The organism is Enterobacter sp. SES19 (genome assembly GCF_011765665.1).
GTDB classification, from domain to species: Bacteria; Pseudomonadota; Gammaproteobacteria; order Enterobacterales; family Enterobacteriaceae; genus Enterobacter; species Enterobacter pseudoroggenkampii.
In genome coordinates this window covers 3,074,289-3,087,788 of the sequence record NZ_CP050320.1, presented here as the reverse complement: position 1 = coordinate 3,087,788, position 13,500 = coordinate 3,074,289, and the positions used below count along the sequence as shown (strand labels likewise).

The following is a 13,500-nucleotide window of genomic DNA, read 5'->3' as shown; positions in this document are numbered from 1 at the left end:
CGCTATTATTTTTGACTTTGTTGCGTATTCCCTGACAGGACATCCAGACGCTATGCCCGTGAATTTTGACCTTAACGATCTTTATGCTTTCAGAGCGTTAGTGGAATACGGTAACTTCCGTGTCGCCGCTGAATCTATCTGTTTATCCCAGTCGGCGCTGAGCCGCAGGATTGAAAAGCTGGAAGCCGCGCTGGGAAACAGGCTGTTCGATCGCACCACCCGCCGCGTGGCGCTGACGCTTTACGGACAAAACTTTGCCGAGCGCTCCGCACAGTTGCTCGACAGCGTTGAGTCAATGCTCGCGGATGTCGATAAGGCCAGTGAAGAGCGGACGGGGCTGATCACGGTTGCCGCGGTACCTTCCGCGGCCTGTTACTTTATGCCTGACGTGATCCGGCGTTTTCAGTCTCGCTATCCGCGCGTTCGCATTAAGCTCATCGACAGCAGCGCGGGCAATGTGATTGACGCCGTGGCCCGCAGCCAGGCGGATTTTGGTATCTGCTTTGCAGGAAACCTGCCGTCTGAAATCGAATTTTTCCCGCTGGTGGAGGATGTCTACGTCGCGGCGTGCAGAAAGGATCATCCCCTGGCGCAGAAGAGTCACCTGACCTGGAAGACGTTTTACCAGCAGGATTATATCTCCCTCGATAAAACGTCAGGCAACCGCAATCTGCTCGACCGGATGCTGGGGGATATCGTTCCCGAGCGGCCCAGCGTCTGCGAAACACGTCACGTTACCACGATGCTCGGTATGGTTGAGGCGGGGATCGGCATCGCTGCCGTTCCCGCCATGTCAATGCCGACCTCAGAGCACACGCTGCTGACGCATCTGCCGCTGATGGCGCCGGAAGTGAAACGCACCGTGGGGCTTATCCGGCGCCGGGGGCGCATCCAGTCTTACATTGCGGCTGAACTGGAAAAGCAGATCACCGAGCAGTATCACCGGACGTAACGGGGATCATCCCCGTCTCCGTGATGACGGCCCTTGAGGGCGGTGAGGCGAGATAGGTCAACAGCGCTTTCCCCTCCGCAGGATGTTCTGCATGGCGGGTGACCGCACCCGCGAAGCGCGTGATGTATTGCACATTGTCAGGGATTTTCCCGACAAAGGTGACGCCCTGAACCGGCAGCAGCTCGCTGACCTGCTGGAAACCGATGGTGTATTTTCCTTTGGCCACTTCTGAGGCAACCGGAATACGCTCGACCTTTGTCGCTTTACCTGCCACCTCTTTTTCTATTCCCAGCTTTTTGAACAACGCCTGGCTGACGTACCTGCCGCTGGCGCTGTCAGAGTAGGCGATGGAGCGGGCCTGCAGCAGCGTTTCACGCAGTTTCGCATCGCTGCTGATATCCGGTATATCCGCCCCTTTTTTTACTACCATGCCAACGGGAGAATCCGCGAGTTCCGTTCGCGAACCCGGCTGGGTCTGGCCGGCCTTTTCGAGCTTCTCCAGCGCATCGCCCACCATAATCACCACGTCTGCCTTCTCGCCGCGCGCCAGTCGGTTTGGGATCGCCTGCGGCGTATTGCCCATTGAGGGGCCGGGGATGATCACAATTTTATCCCCGGTCCGGTGTTCATATTCCGGGGCCAGCTTTTCAAGGGCGGCTTTGAAGCCGCCTGAAATCATGACCTTCACGTCCTGGGCAAAGGCATTGACGCTCAGGAACGTCAGCACCAGCGCGCTGGCGGTATAGCGATAAGTGCGTTTCATACTGCCCCCTCTGACTTGACGGTGTTTTGCAGCGATACCGCGCGGCGGCGGTAGAGGTAGAGCGTTGCCAGCAGGGCACACACCGCGGCGAAGCTCATCCAGTAGCCCGGCGAGGCTTTGTCACCGGTGTATTCAATCAGCGCGGTGGACATCACCGGGGTAAAGCCGCCAAAGACCGCCGTTGCCAGGCTGTAAGCCAGCGAGAAGCCCGCCACGCGCACTTCAGCCGGCATAATCTCCGTCAGGGCCGGGATCATCGCGCCGTTATAGAGGCCGTAGAGGAAGGAGAGCCACAGCAGCACGCTCAGCATCATCGAGAAGCTGGGTGCGCTCGCCAGCAGCGTCAGGGCCGGGTAGCTGGTCGCCAGCGCCAGCAGGGTCATGGCAATCAGCACCGGCTTGCGCCCGAAACGGTCCGACAGGGCACCGCCCACCGGCAGCCAGATGAAGTTAGAGATCGCCACCAGCAGCGTGACCAGCAGGCTGTCCGAGGCGCTCAGCATCAGCACCTTTTTGCCAAAGGTGGGTGCGTAGACGGTGATCAGATAGAACGCGGTGGTGGTCATTGCCACCATCAGCATGCCCGCGACCACCACCTGCCAGTTGCCAAGCAGCGTTTTAAAGACCTGACGCATCTCCAGATGATGGCGGCGCGCGCTGAACTCTTCCGTTTCCTCCAGCTTGCGGCGCAGGAAAAAGATAAACGGCACGATTAAACAGCCGAACAGGAACGGGATGCGCCAGCCCCATTCGCGAATAGCGCTCTCCTCCATCAGGGCATTCAGGGCAAAGCCCATCGCCGCGGCGACCATAATGGCGACCTGCTGGCTACCGGACTGCCAGCTGGTGTAAAACCCTTTGCGGCCCGGCGTGGCGATTTCGGCCAGATAGACTGAGACGCCTCCAAGCTCGGCACCGGCGGAAAAGCCCTGCAGCAGACGCCCCGTCAGCACCAGCAGCGGCGCCCACAGGCCGATGCTTTGATAAGACGGAATAAGCACAATCAGGAATGTCCCCGCCGCCATGATGGACAGCGTGACGATCAGCCCCTTTCTGCGCCCCACTTTGTCGATATACGCGCCAAGCACGATTGCACCGATTGGACGCATTAAAAAGCCCGCGCCGAAGACGGCGAAGGTCATCATCAGCGACGCAAATTCACTGCTCGCCGGGAAGAACGTGTGGGCGATGTAGGTGGCATAGAAGCCGAACAGAAAGAAATCGAATTGCTCAAGAAAGTTGCCGGACGTGACGCGAAGTATCGCGCCCGCCTTCGACCGTACGGTTGCAGGTGAGGTTGAGGAAAACATGGTTAGCTCCAGTTTATTGTTGACGTTTTACGCGTCTGTTTCTGAAAACTGGATCAGGATGAGGAAATATATAAGCGCAAATGTCGCATCGGCTGATGCATTTTTTGCATGAATATTATTCGCCGGACAAATACAATTAATGGCAACAATAACTTAACAACTAATTGATTTTTTATTCACCTAATGTGGCTAAGTGACTGATATCTCGGTTTTGTGACATAACGCAGACGCAGCGTAACCAGTTACCGCCGGGCAGCGTTGCGCCGCCCGGCATCTCATACTCAGCGCTGTGAACAGCCTTTACACTGCTGGTTCTGGATCTGCTGGAAGAAATCGTTGCCTTTGTCATCCACCAGGATAAACGCCGGGAAGTTCTCGACTTCAATTTTCCAGATGGCCTCCATTCCCAGCTCAGGATACGCGACGCACTCCAGGCTCTTAATGCTGTTTTGCGCCAGCACCGCCGCCGGGCCGCCGATGCTGCCCAGGTAGAAGCCGCCGTGCTTATGGCAGGCGTCCGTCACCTGCTGGCTGCGGTTGCCTTTCGCCAGCATGATCATGCTCGCGCCGTGGGACTGCAGTAAGTCCACATACGAGTCCATACGTCCCGCCGTGGTCGGGCCGAGTGAGCCAGACGCGTAGCCTTCCGGCGTTTTGGCCGGGCCAGCGTAGTAGATCGGATGATCTTTGACGTACTGCGGCAGTTCCTCACCGTTATCCAGCAACTCTTTCAGCTTCGCGTGGGCGATGTCGCGCGCCACGATGATGGTACCGTTCAGCGACAGGCGGGTAGAGACCGGGTGAGCGGAGAGCTGCGCCAGGATCTCATTCATCGGCTTGTCCAGATTGATGCTCACCACGTCGCCTTCACCCTGCTGGCGCAGTGATTCAGGAATGTACTGGCCCGGGTTGTGCTCCAGTTTTTCAATCCAGATCCCATCGCGGTTGATTTTCGCTTTGATGTTGCGGTCCGCGGAGCAGGAGACGCCCATGCCGATCGGACAGGAGGCGCCGTGGCGCGGCAGGCGGATCACGCGGATATCGTGGGCGAAGTATTTACCGCCAAACTGCGCGCCGAGGCCGAGGTTCTGCGCTTCCTGGAGCAGCTCTTGTTCGAGCTGAACGTCGCGGAACGCCTGGCCGTGTTCGTTGCCTTCAGTTGGCAGCGCGTCGTAGTAGCGCGTGGAGGCCAGCTTCACGGTTTTCAGCGTGCTTTCCGCTGACGTACCGCCAATCACAAACGCGATATGGTAAGGCGGGCAGGCCGCAGTTCCCAGAGTGCGCATCTTCTCAACCAGATAGTTTTTCAGCTTTGCCGGGGTGATCAGCGCTTTGGTTTCCTGGTACAGATAGGTTTTGTTGGCAGAACCGCCGCCTTTTGCCATGCACAGGAATTTGTATTCGTCCCCGTCCACGCTGTAGAGATCAATCTGCGCCGGCAGGTTGGTGCCGGTATTCACCTCTTTATACATGTCCAGCGCCGCATTCTGCGAGTAGCGCAGGTTATCTTCAATGTAGGTGTTATACACGCCCTGGCTCAGGGCCGCTTCGTCACCGCCGCCGGTCCAGACGCGCTGGCCTTTTTTACCCATGATGATAGCGGTGCCGGTATCCTGGCAGGTCGGCAGCACGCCTTTGGCCGCGATTTCGGAGTTGCGCAGGAACTGCAGGGCAACGTACTTGTCGTTCTGGCTGGCTTCCGGGTCGTTGAGGATGGCGGCAACCTGCTTCTGGTGGGAAGGACGCAGCATAAATGCGGCGTCGTGGAAGGCCTGCTGCGCCAGCAGGGTCAGCGCTTCCGGCTCCACTTTCAGGATCTCCTGGCCTTCGAATTCGGCAACGGAGACGTGCTCTTTGGTCAGCAGGTAGTATTTGGTGTCGTCATGCGAAAGAGGGAAGGGGTTCTGGTAGATAAAGGGTTTGTTTGACATAGCGTATTGCTCCACATCCCCGTCATACTTCAAGCTGCATGTGCGTTGGCTGCGTTCGTTCACCCCAGTCACTTACTTATGTAAGCTCCTGGGGATTCACTCTCTTGCCGCCTTCCTGCAACTCGAATTATTTAGGGTATAAAAAAATAAAACCGCCGGAGGAGAAGTCCGGCGGTCAGGAATCAGAACATCATGGACATCCACGGATAACCAATCAGCAGCAGGGCCGCCAGGAAGATGGCACCGAAGATGGTGCCGAGGCGCCAGTAGTCTTTGGTTGGCAGGTAGCCGCTACCATAGTAAATCGGGCTTGGGCCAGTACCGTACGGGGTGATGATCCCCATCACGCCCAGCGAGGTCACCATCAGCAGAACAAACACTTCCATATTCATGCCCGGAATGGTGGAGGCGATGGTCAGCATCGCTGGCAGCAGCGCCGTGGTGTGCGCGGTGGTGCTGGCAAACAGGTAGTGCAGCAGGTAGAACGCCAGCAGCAGGACGATGGTCGCCACGCCCGGAGAGATACCGCTCATCAACAGACCGCCTTCTTTGCCTAACCAGCTGATAAAGCCGGTAGAGGAGAGGCCATCCGCCAGCGCAACCAGGGTCGCGAACCAGACGAAGGTGTTCCATGCGGCTTTGTTACCGGTGATATCGTTCCACTCCAGCACGCCGGTCCACAGCATCAGGCCCACAATGAGCAGGGCAGCCATAGCGGGTTCAATCCACGCGGCGGCGAAGATCCACATCAGCAGCGCGCAGCACACGAACACCAGCAGCAGGATTTCATTGCGGGACAGTTTGCCGAGTTTTTCCAGCTCACGGGTCGCCCACAGCGGCACTTCGTTGTTCACCTTCACTTCTGGTGGGTAGAACCAGTAGGCCAGCAGCGGCATGGCCAGAATCAGCAGGATACCCAGCGGCAGGAAGGCGAGGAACCAGGTGCCCCAGGAGATGTCGATACCTACCGTACTTTTCACCAGCGCCAGAGCCAGCAGATTCGGTGCGAGGGCGGAGAGGAACATTGAACTGGTGATACAGGCCGCGGTGATCGCCACCCACATCAGGTAAGAACCAATCTTACGCGCGCTTGGGTCGTTCGGTTTAGAACCGTACAGCGGCGGCAGGTTAGCGATGATCGGGTAGATGGTCCCGCCGCTGCGCGCGGTGTTGGACGGGGTGAACGGTGCCAGCAGCAGGTCAGCAAACGTAATCGCGTAACCGAGCGTCAGGCTGCGACGGCCGAGGTATTTCACCAGAATCAGCGCCAGACGGCGGCCGAAGCGGGTTTTGTCATAGCCTGCGGCGAACATGAAGGCACCGAAAATCAGCCAGACGGTCGAGTTACCAAACCCGCTCACCGCCCACTTAAAGGAGGCGCCTGCCAGCTTGAATTTCGGGTCAGCCAGCTGCTCAGGGCTGAACAGCACCCACTGGCTGCACAGGGCAATGGCGACCACGCCGGTCAGACCGATCACCGCGCCCGGCAGCGGTTCGAAGATCAGACCGACGATCACGCCGACGAAGATAGCGAAGTAGTGCCATGCGTAAGGAGGCAGTCCTTCCGGTACCGGAACAAACAGCAGCAGTACGGCGACGACGATGGGTAACGCCATCATCAGCAATCGTTTTGCGTTTCCATTTGATGCCTGGTTCGCCACAGGGGGCGTTACAGCAGTTTTTGTATTCATAGTTTCACGTCTTAAGTTGTCAAAAATTCGGTCGCACTGAAAAACAAAATCACTTTCTTAAGTTTCTTTGCTTTTTTTAGTTATTAAAGATGCTGTTTTGTATTTTCAGTAATAGCAATTTAACGCTTTTATTGAGGCGCTAAATTAAAAAATGTTGATGTTTTTATATTGCGCTTTTGGATGCCATAACTATTGATCGGGATCAAAAAAACAGAATTGCAGCGTTATTTTTATGCTTTTATTAATAACCACTCAGGCGTATGTGGGTATTGCGTATTTTATGAGTAAATTTTATCATTCTTGTAACATTTTTACCTTTTGTTATTTTCCATTGTATTGATTTTGAATGATTTTCATGTGTTACGGTGAAATGGTTTTACCATTGATTATTTAACGAATTTTAAATTATTGTGAATGACTGAATTACATTCGCTAACACCAATGTGTTATTTGTGTTATTGCAGGGATTAAATAGTTTTTTAACTAACGTAATAACTTTAGAAGCTAAAAAAATCATTATATTAATATCATGACATCGGCAAATAACGACGAACTAAAAAACCAATCCGATAACGAATTCTTAATTTTTAAAAGTTTGGAGTTTCTATTATGAGCACTAACGAACGCATTCTTAGCCCCTTCACATTACCGAATGGTACTGAACTGAAAAACCGTTTGTTAATGGCCCCTATGACCACCTGTACCGGCTATTACGACGGCACCGTCACCAGTGAACTGGTGGAGTACTATCGTGCCCGTTCCGGCAGTATCGGCACCATCATTGTGGAGTGCTGCTTCGTCGACGATCTCGGCCTCGCCTTCCCGGGCGCAATCGGTATTGATAATGACGAGAAAATTGCCGGGCTGGCGAAAATCGCAGAGGCCATTAAGTCCAAAGGCTCTAAGGCGCTGCTGCAGATCTACCACGGCGGCCGCATGGTTGACCCGAAACTGATTGGTGGCCGTACCCCGGTTGGCCCGAGCGCCGTAGCTGCGCCGCGTGAAGGTGCCGCAACGCCAGTTGCTCTGACCGCTGAAGAAGTTGAAGGCATGATCGGCAAGTTTGGTGAGGCCGTGCGCCGCGCCATCCAGGCCGGTTTCGACGGCGTGGAAATCCACGGGGCGAATACCTATCTGATTCAGCAGTTTTACTCACCGAATTCAAACCAGCGCGATGACGAGTGGGGCGGCAGCCGCGATAACCGCGCGAAGTTCCCGCTGGCGGTGCTGGATATCACCCATAAGATGGTGCGCCAGTACGCGGACGACGCGTTTATTATTGGCTACCGCTTCTCCCCTGAAGAGATGGAAATCCCGGGCATCCGCTTTGACGACACCATGTACCTGCTGGAGAAACTGGCGGCGCGCGGCGTGGACTACCTGCACTTCTCCGTCGGCGCCACCCTGCGACCTTCCATTGTCGACACCCAGGACCCTACGCCGCTTATCGAAAAATACTGCGCGATGCGTTCTGAAACGCTGGCGCAGGTTCCGGTCATGGGCGTGGGCGGCGTGGTGAATGCTTCAGACGTGAATGAAGCGCTTGACCACGGTTACGACCTGATTGCCGTGGGCCGCGCCACCATCGCTTATCCGGACTGGACAGACCGTATCGCGGCTGGCGAAAGCCTTGAGCTGTTTATGGACAGCACCAAACGCGAGGCGTTGAGCATTCCTGAACCGCTGTGGCGCTTCTCGCTGGTAGAAGCGATGATCCGCGACATGAGCATGGGCGAATCCAAATTCAAACCGGGTACCTTTGCTGAGAAAGTGCAGGATGACGCTAACGAACTGGTGATTAACGTCAGCCTGGAAACCGACCGCATTGCGGACATCGAGCTGGCCTCCGGCCCGAGTGAAGACGTTGAGTTTGTGACCAGCTTTGAAGAGATCCGTACCCGCATTCTGGACGCTAATACCCCGCACGTGGATGCCATCACCGGCGCAACCAGCCAGAGTGAAGCGGTGAAGAAAGCGGTCTCGAAAGCGATGCTGAAGTCCAGCAAGGCGCTGGCAGCGGAAGAGGGCGTTGACCCGAACGAAACCCGCAGCGTGGACGTGGTGGTTGTCGGCAGCGGCGGCGCCGGTCTGGCGGCGGCGATTCAGGCGCACGACGAAGGCGCGAGCGTGCTGATTGTCGAGAAAATGCCGACCATCGGCGGGAACACCATTAAAGCCTCTGCCGGTATGAACGCCGCTGAAACCCGCTTCCAGCGCGTGAAGGGCATTCAGGACAGCAAAGAGCTGTTCTACCAGGAAAGCCTGAAAGGCGGCGGCAACAAGAACAACCCTGAACTGCTGCGTCGCTTTGTCGAGAACGCGCCGCAGGCAATTGAGTGGCTGGCAACCCGCGGCATTATGCTGAACGACATCACCACCACCGGCGGGATGAGCATCGACCGTACTCACCGTCCAAAAGACGGTTCTGCGGTGGGCGGTTACCTGATTAGCGGCCTGGTGCGTAACGTTAACAAACGCAACATCGAGGTGATGCTGGATACCTCCGTCAGCGACATCCTCTTCGAAAACGGTGAAGTCACCGGCGTGCGCCTGACCACCGAAGAGAATGAAACCATCACCGTGGCAGCGAAAAGCGTGATTGTGGCAACCGGCGGCTTCAGCGCCAACAGCCAGATGGTTGTGAAATACCGTCCGGATCTGGAAGGGTTCGTCACCACCAACCACAAAGGGGCTACCGGCGGCGGCATCGCGCTGCTGGAGCGTATCGGGGCGGGCACTGTGGATATGGGCGAAATCCAAATTCACCCAACCGTCGAGCAGAAAACCTCGTACCTGATTTCCGAATCCATTCGCGGCGGGGGGGCGATTCTGGTCAATCAGAAAGGGGAGCGCTTCTACAACGAAATGTCGACCCGCGATAAAGTCTCGGCGTCAATCATCGCGCTGCCGGAGAAATACGCTTACATCGTCTTTGACGAGCACGTACGCGCCAAAAACAAAGCCGCGGATGAGTACATTGCCAAAGGCTTCGTGACCAGCGCCAGCTCGCCGAAAGCCCTGGCAGAAGCGCTCGGCATGGATTACCACGCTTTCCTCGCGACCCTGGAACGTTACAACGGTTTCGTTGAGAAACAGCACGATGACGATTTTGGTCGTACCACCGCGCTGCGTGCACCGATCAACGAAGGGCCGTTCTACGCCATTCAGATTGCGCCGGGCGTGCACCACACCATGGGCGGCGTGACCATCAACACCGAAACCTGCGTGCTGGACAGCAACCACAACGTGCTGCCAGGGGCGTTTGCGGCCGGTGAAGTGGTCGGCGGGATCCACGGCGGTAACCGTATCGGCGGTAACGCGGTGGCAGATATCATTATTTTTGGTACCCTTGCAGGACATCAGGCGGCTCTGCGTTCGAAAAAGAGGTAAGGCACCTGCTATGTAGGCCGGATGCGTGCAGCGCTATCCGGCATTTTCCCCGGCGGCGCGGTGCTTGCCGGGGCTACATCTGAGGACTCATACCATGCCTGATAGCCATCGCGTTTACAGCTACTCCGCCGTCCTGATGGGCTCACCCATCCTCCTGAAGCTCTTCTCCCATGACGAAGCCCTCGCGTCCCGCGTGTTTCGCCTGATCAAACAGTACGAAGACCTGCTTACCGTTAACCGCGCGCACTCGCAGGTGATGGATATCAACCATGCGGCCGGCCAGCATCCGGTTACCGTCAGCCGACCGGTGTTTGAGCTGATCCGCTGTGCAAAAGCGGCAAGCCTGCTCAAGGACAGCGCCTTTAATCTGGCGATCGGTCCGCTGGTGAAGCGCTGGAAGATTGGTTTTCAGGGGGACAGCGTTCCGCCTGCCGATGAAATCGCGTCGCTGCTGGCGATGACCCGCCCAGAGGATGTTCTCCTTGATGAGGCCAGCTTCAGCGTGTTTCTGACCCGGGCGGGGATGGAGATCGATCTGGGGGCCATCGCCAAAGGCTATATCGCCGACAGGGTGCGTGATTACCTTCGTAAAGAGGGGGCTGAGCTGGGGCTGATCAACCTTGGCGGAAACATCCAGACGTTAGGCTCGCCGGAGGGGGGCTGGGGCGTGGGGCTGAAAAAACCGTTCGCCGGTGACGCGCTGATCGGCACGATGACCGTAGAGAACCTGTCCGTCGTGACGTCGGGAACGTATGAGCGCTACTTCGAACAAAACGGCAAGCGCTATCACCACATTCTCGATCCGCGCACCGGCTATCCGCTGGACAACGAACTGGACAGCGTGACGATTATTTCGAAAGACTCCATCGACGGTGATATCTGGACCACGCTGATGTACGGCATGGGTGTGGAGAAGGGCTGTGCTGCCCTGCGCGCGCGACCCGATATTGAAGCAATCTTTGTGACCAAAAAAAAAGAAGTGGTGATCTCCTCGATGCACCACTTCCGCTTTACCCTGCTGGATAACGACTACCGCGTTACTGACAGTATTGCTTGAGCAGGCCGGTTTGCTCCGGCTGGAGACGGTAGCGATACACCGGCCGGCCGGTGGCGCCGTAATGAATGCTGGTGAACAGAATATTGATTTGCGCGAGCCAAATCAGGTATTTACGGCAGGACACGCGGGAAATATTGACGGCGTTTGCCAGGTCATCGGTAGAAAACTCCGTCTCCGGGTGAGCGTCAATCCACTGGCAAATCGTGCGCAGCGTTTGCGGCGTTAACCCCTTCGGCAGCTTTTTACTGTCGGCCAGTTCCGGCGCCCCGCCGTGGATCAGCCGGTCGACGTCGGCCTGCTCATAATACTGGTGCGAACCCATCAGATTGTGCTTTGCCTTCCAGCCGTTCAGCGCCTCTTCAAAGCGGGGGAACTGGAACGGCTTGATCAGATAATCCACCACGCCGTAATGAATGGAGGTCTGGATCGTGGCGGCGTCGGCAGCGGACGAGATCATAATCACATCGATTGGGCGACCGGATGCGCGAATAACGGGCAGCAAATCCAGACCGTTATCCTGCTGCATATAGACATCCAGCAGCACCAGATCGACAGGCTGTCCGGGGTTATTAATGATGGCCTCGGCCTGGTTTAGCGTGGAGGCGACGCCGCAGCAGCTAAAACCTTCAACACGGTTGACATACAGACGGTTGAGGTCGGCTACCATGGCGTCATCATCGACAATTAATACATTTATCACGCGATATTCCTCTCGCTATCCCAGGGGATGTGAACAAAAAATTGGGTAAATACGCCTGGCTCAGACTCGACGGTGATATCGCCGCCGAGGTTCTGGATTTGCTGGCGAGCAAGGAACAGCCCAACGCCGCGGTTTTCACCTTTTGTTGAGAAGCCCTTGGTAAAAATAGACTCCAGCTGAGCGGGATCAATGCCGGGGCCATCGTCGCTGACTTCACAGCTTAGCCAGCCATTCTGATAATGCAGCAGCAGGCCGATCTCACCTTCCTGCTGTCCTTCCATCGCGTCAAGCGCGTTTTCAATGAGGTTACCCAGCGCGGTGATCAGCACCGCGACCTGTTCTTCACTCGCGGTATCCGGTATCTGGCATTCATCTGCCAGCGTCAGGGTGACGCCCGCTTCTTTCGCCCGGTTGATTTTACCCAGCAGGAACCCGGCGATAACCGGGGATTTTACCTTGCTCTGTATCGTACCGATATCCGTCTGGTAATTTTGTGCCGTCTGCAGGATGTACTCTTCCAGCTTGTCGTAGCGCTTCATGTGCAGCAGGCCCAGGATCACATGCAGTTTATTCATAAACTCGTGCGTATGGCTGCGCAGGGCGTCGACGTAGTTGACCATGCCATCAATACGCTGCATCAGCTGGCTGATTTCCGTTTTATCACGGAAGGTGGTGATGGCGCCGATCACCCGATCCTGACTTTTAACGGGCACCATATTGCACAGCAACAGACGCCCGTTACAGCTGATCTCCTGATCCTGGCGCGCGACGCCCGTCTTTGAGACTTCACGCAGGCTGGCCAGCAGGGGCGCGCTGGCGTTTTCGGTCTGCTTGCCGGAGGGGAGAAGCAATATTTCTCTGGCGGTCTGGTTGATCATCGTCACCCGTCCGTGAATATCGACGGCCAGCACCCCCTCCCGAAGCGACTGTAGCATCGCCTGACGTTGTTCGAACAGGGCGGAAATTTCGTAAGGTTCGAGTCCGAACAGGATGCGTTTCAGTACCCGCACCAGGCCCCAAATTGCCATGGAGCTCATAAAAATACTGAATAAAATGGTCCAGACGGCGTTTAGCCGCCCGCGGGCAATCTGCTCTTCAACCTTATTCAGGGAGATACCGACCACCACCACGCCGATCTGCTCGTGCTGGCCGTCGTAGACGGGCGTAAAAACGCGCAGCGCTTCGGCGAGCGCGCCCCGGTTAACCGATACGTTCTCTTTGCCTTCCAGCGCGGGGGTTAAATCATCGCCGATAAAATGCAGCCCCAGCAGCGCCTCGTTCGGGTGTGAATAGCGGATCCCGCGCATATCGGTGACCACGGTGAACAGCAGATCGTTTCGTTTTGTCACCGCCTGGGCGATGGGCTGAATAATATTCTCCTGCGGTGCCTGCATCAGGCCGCGCTGTATCTCGGGGCTGTCGGCGAGGGTGCGGGCAATGCCGAGCGCAGTGTCTTTAACATCATCGCGGGTCGCCCGGGTGATTTGTACGGAGTAAAGCGCAAAGACCACCAGCAGCACAGAGGCAATAATCGCGCACACCATCAACGTGACCAGCGTGTTCAGTTTCATGGGGCGCTTGCGCGTCGAAAGGAAAGGCTGCAAATCGATCATCAACACTCCGCGATGATTAAGAAAGGGGTAATTATCGCCGATGACGCGCTTTTCTTAAAGCCATGTAAAGGCGTGGATTTGGTCCTCTTTTCG

Annotated in this window: 9 protein-coding genes; 3 read left to right on the top strand and 6 right to left on the bottom strand. The window is 56.4% G+C overall.

The annotated features are described in order from the left end of the window. Nucleotides 1–52: 52 nt before the first annotated feature. On the top strand, nt 53–952 hold the full coding sequence (locus GXP72_RS14780) for a LysR family transcriptional regulator (RefSeq protein ID WP_208763043.1): 900 nt from the start codon (nt 53–55) through the stop codon (nt 950–952). Here the strand turns inward: GXP72_RS14780 and GXP72_RS14775 are convergent. From GXP72_RS14775 to GXP72_RS14760, 4 genes are all read right to left on the bottom strand, one after another. Further along, complete coding sequence (locus GXP72_RS14775) at nt 927–1,715, bottom strand: substrate-binding domain-containing protein (protein ID WP_208763042.1); 789 nt, start codon at nt 1,713–1,715, stop codon at nt 927–929. The genes GXP72_RS14780 and GXP72_RS14775 overlap by 26 nt on opposite strands. After that, on the bottom strand, nt 1,712–3,025 hold the full coding sequence (locus tag GXP72_RS14770) for an MFS transporter (protein ID WP_048990635.1): 1,314 nt from the start codon (nt 3,023–3,025) through the stop codon (nt 1,712–1,714). The genes GXP72_RS14775 and GXP72_RS14770 overlap by 4 nt, the downstream gene beginning before the upstream one ends. 281 nt (nt 3,026–3,306) lie before the next feature. After that, entirely contained in the window at nt 3,307–4,956 is a 1,650-nt protein-coding gene (gene fumA, locus GXP72_RS14765) for a class I fumarate hydratase FumA (RefSeq protein WP_208763041.1), read from the bottom strand. Between the two features lie 182 nt (nt 4,957–5,138). Further along, nucleotides 5,139–6,647, bottom strand: a complete 1,509-nt coding sequence (locus GXP72_RS14760) for an anion permease (protein WP_073961501.1) — start codon at nt 6,645–6,647, stop codon at nt 5,139–5,141. 609 nt (nt 6,648–7,256) lie between these two features. Here GXP72_RS14760 and GXP72_RS14755 point away from each other — a divergent pair. Together GXP72_RS14755 and GXP72_RS14750 are read left to right on the top strand one after the other, a co-directional pair. Beyond that, nucleotides 7,257–10,037 (top strand): flavocytochrome c, encoded by a 2,781-nt coding sequence (locus GXP72_RS14755; protein ID WP_090419695.1) that lies wholly within the window; start codon nt 7,257–7,259, stop codon nt 10,035–10,037. A gap of 94 nt (nt 10,038–10,131) precedes the next feature. Further along, nucleotides 10,132–11,094 carry an FAD:protein FMN transferase gene (locus tag GXP72_RS14750; RefSeq protein ID WP_208763040.1) on the top strand — a complete coding sequence of 321 codons (963 nt, stop codon included), beginning with the start codon at nt 10,132–10,134 and terminating at the stop codon, nt 11,092–11,094. Here the strand turns inward: GXP72_RS14750 and dcuR are convergent. Continuing rightward, nucleotides 11,075–11,794 carry a two-component system response regulator DcuR gene (dcuR, locus tag GXP72_RS14745; protein WP_023336197.1) on the bottom strand — a complete coding sequence of 240 codons (720 nt, stop codon included), beginning with the start codon at nt 11,792–11,794 and terminating at the stop codon, nt 11,075–11,077. The two genes, GXP72_RS14750 and dcuR, sit on opposite strands and share 20 nt — an antisense overlap. After that, entirely contained in the window at nt 11,791–13,407 is a 1,617-nt protein-coding gene (locus GXP72_RS14740; protein WP_208763039.1) for a sensor histidine kinase, read from the bottom strand. The genes dcuR and GXP72_RS14740 overlap by 4 nt, the downstream gene beginning before the upstream one ends. Nucleotides 13,408–13,500 lie beyond the last annotated feature (93 nt).

Coding starts and splice junctions, on each gene's coding strand:
- GXP72_RS14775 (WP_208763042.1), bottom strand. CDS start 1,715: ATGAAACGCACTTATCGCTATACCGCCAGCGCGCTGGTGCTGACGTTC.
- GXP72_RS14740 (WP_208763039.1), bottom strand. CDS start 13,407: ATGATCGATTTGCAGCCTTTCCTTTCGACGCGCAAGCGCCCCATGAAA.
- GXP72_RS14780 (WP_208763043.1), top strand. CDS start 53: ATGCCCGTGAATTTTGACCTTAACGATCTTTATGCTTTCAGAGCGTTA.
- GXP72_RS14755 (WP_090419695.1), top strand. CDS start 7,257: ATGAGCACTAACGAACGCATTCTTAGCCCCTTCACATTACCGAATGGT.
- GXP72_RS14760 (WP_073961501.1), bottom strand. CDS start 6,647: ATGAATACAAAAACTGCTGTAACGCCCCCTGTGGCGAACCAGGCATCA.
- GXP72_RS14770 (WP_048990635.1), bottom strand. CDS start 3,025: ATGTTTTCCTCAACCTCACCTGCAACCGTACGGTCGAAGGCGGGCGCG.
- GXP72_RS14750 (WP_208763040.1), top strand. CDS start 10,132: ATGCCTGATAGCCATCGCGTTTACAGCTACTCCGCCGTCCTGATGGGC.
- fumA (WP_208763041.1), bottom strand. CDS start 4,956: ATGTCAAACAAACCCTTTATCTACCAGAACCCCTTCCCTCTTTCGCAT.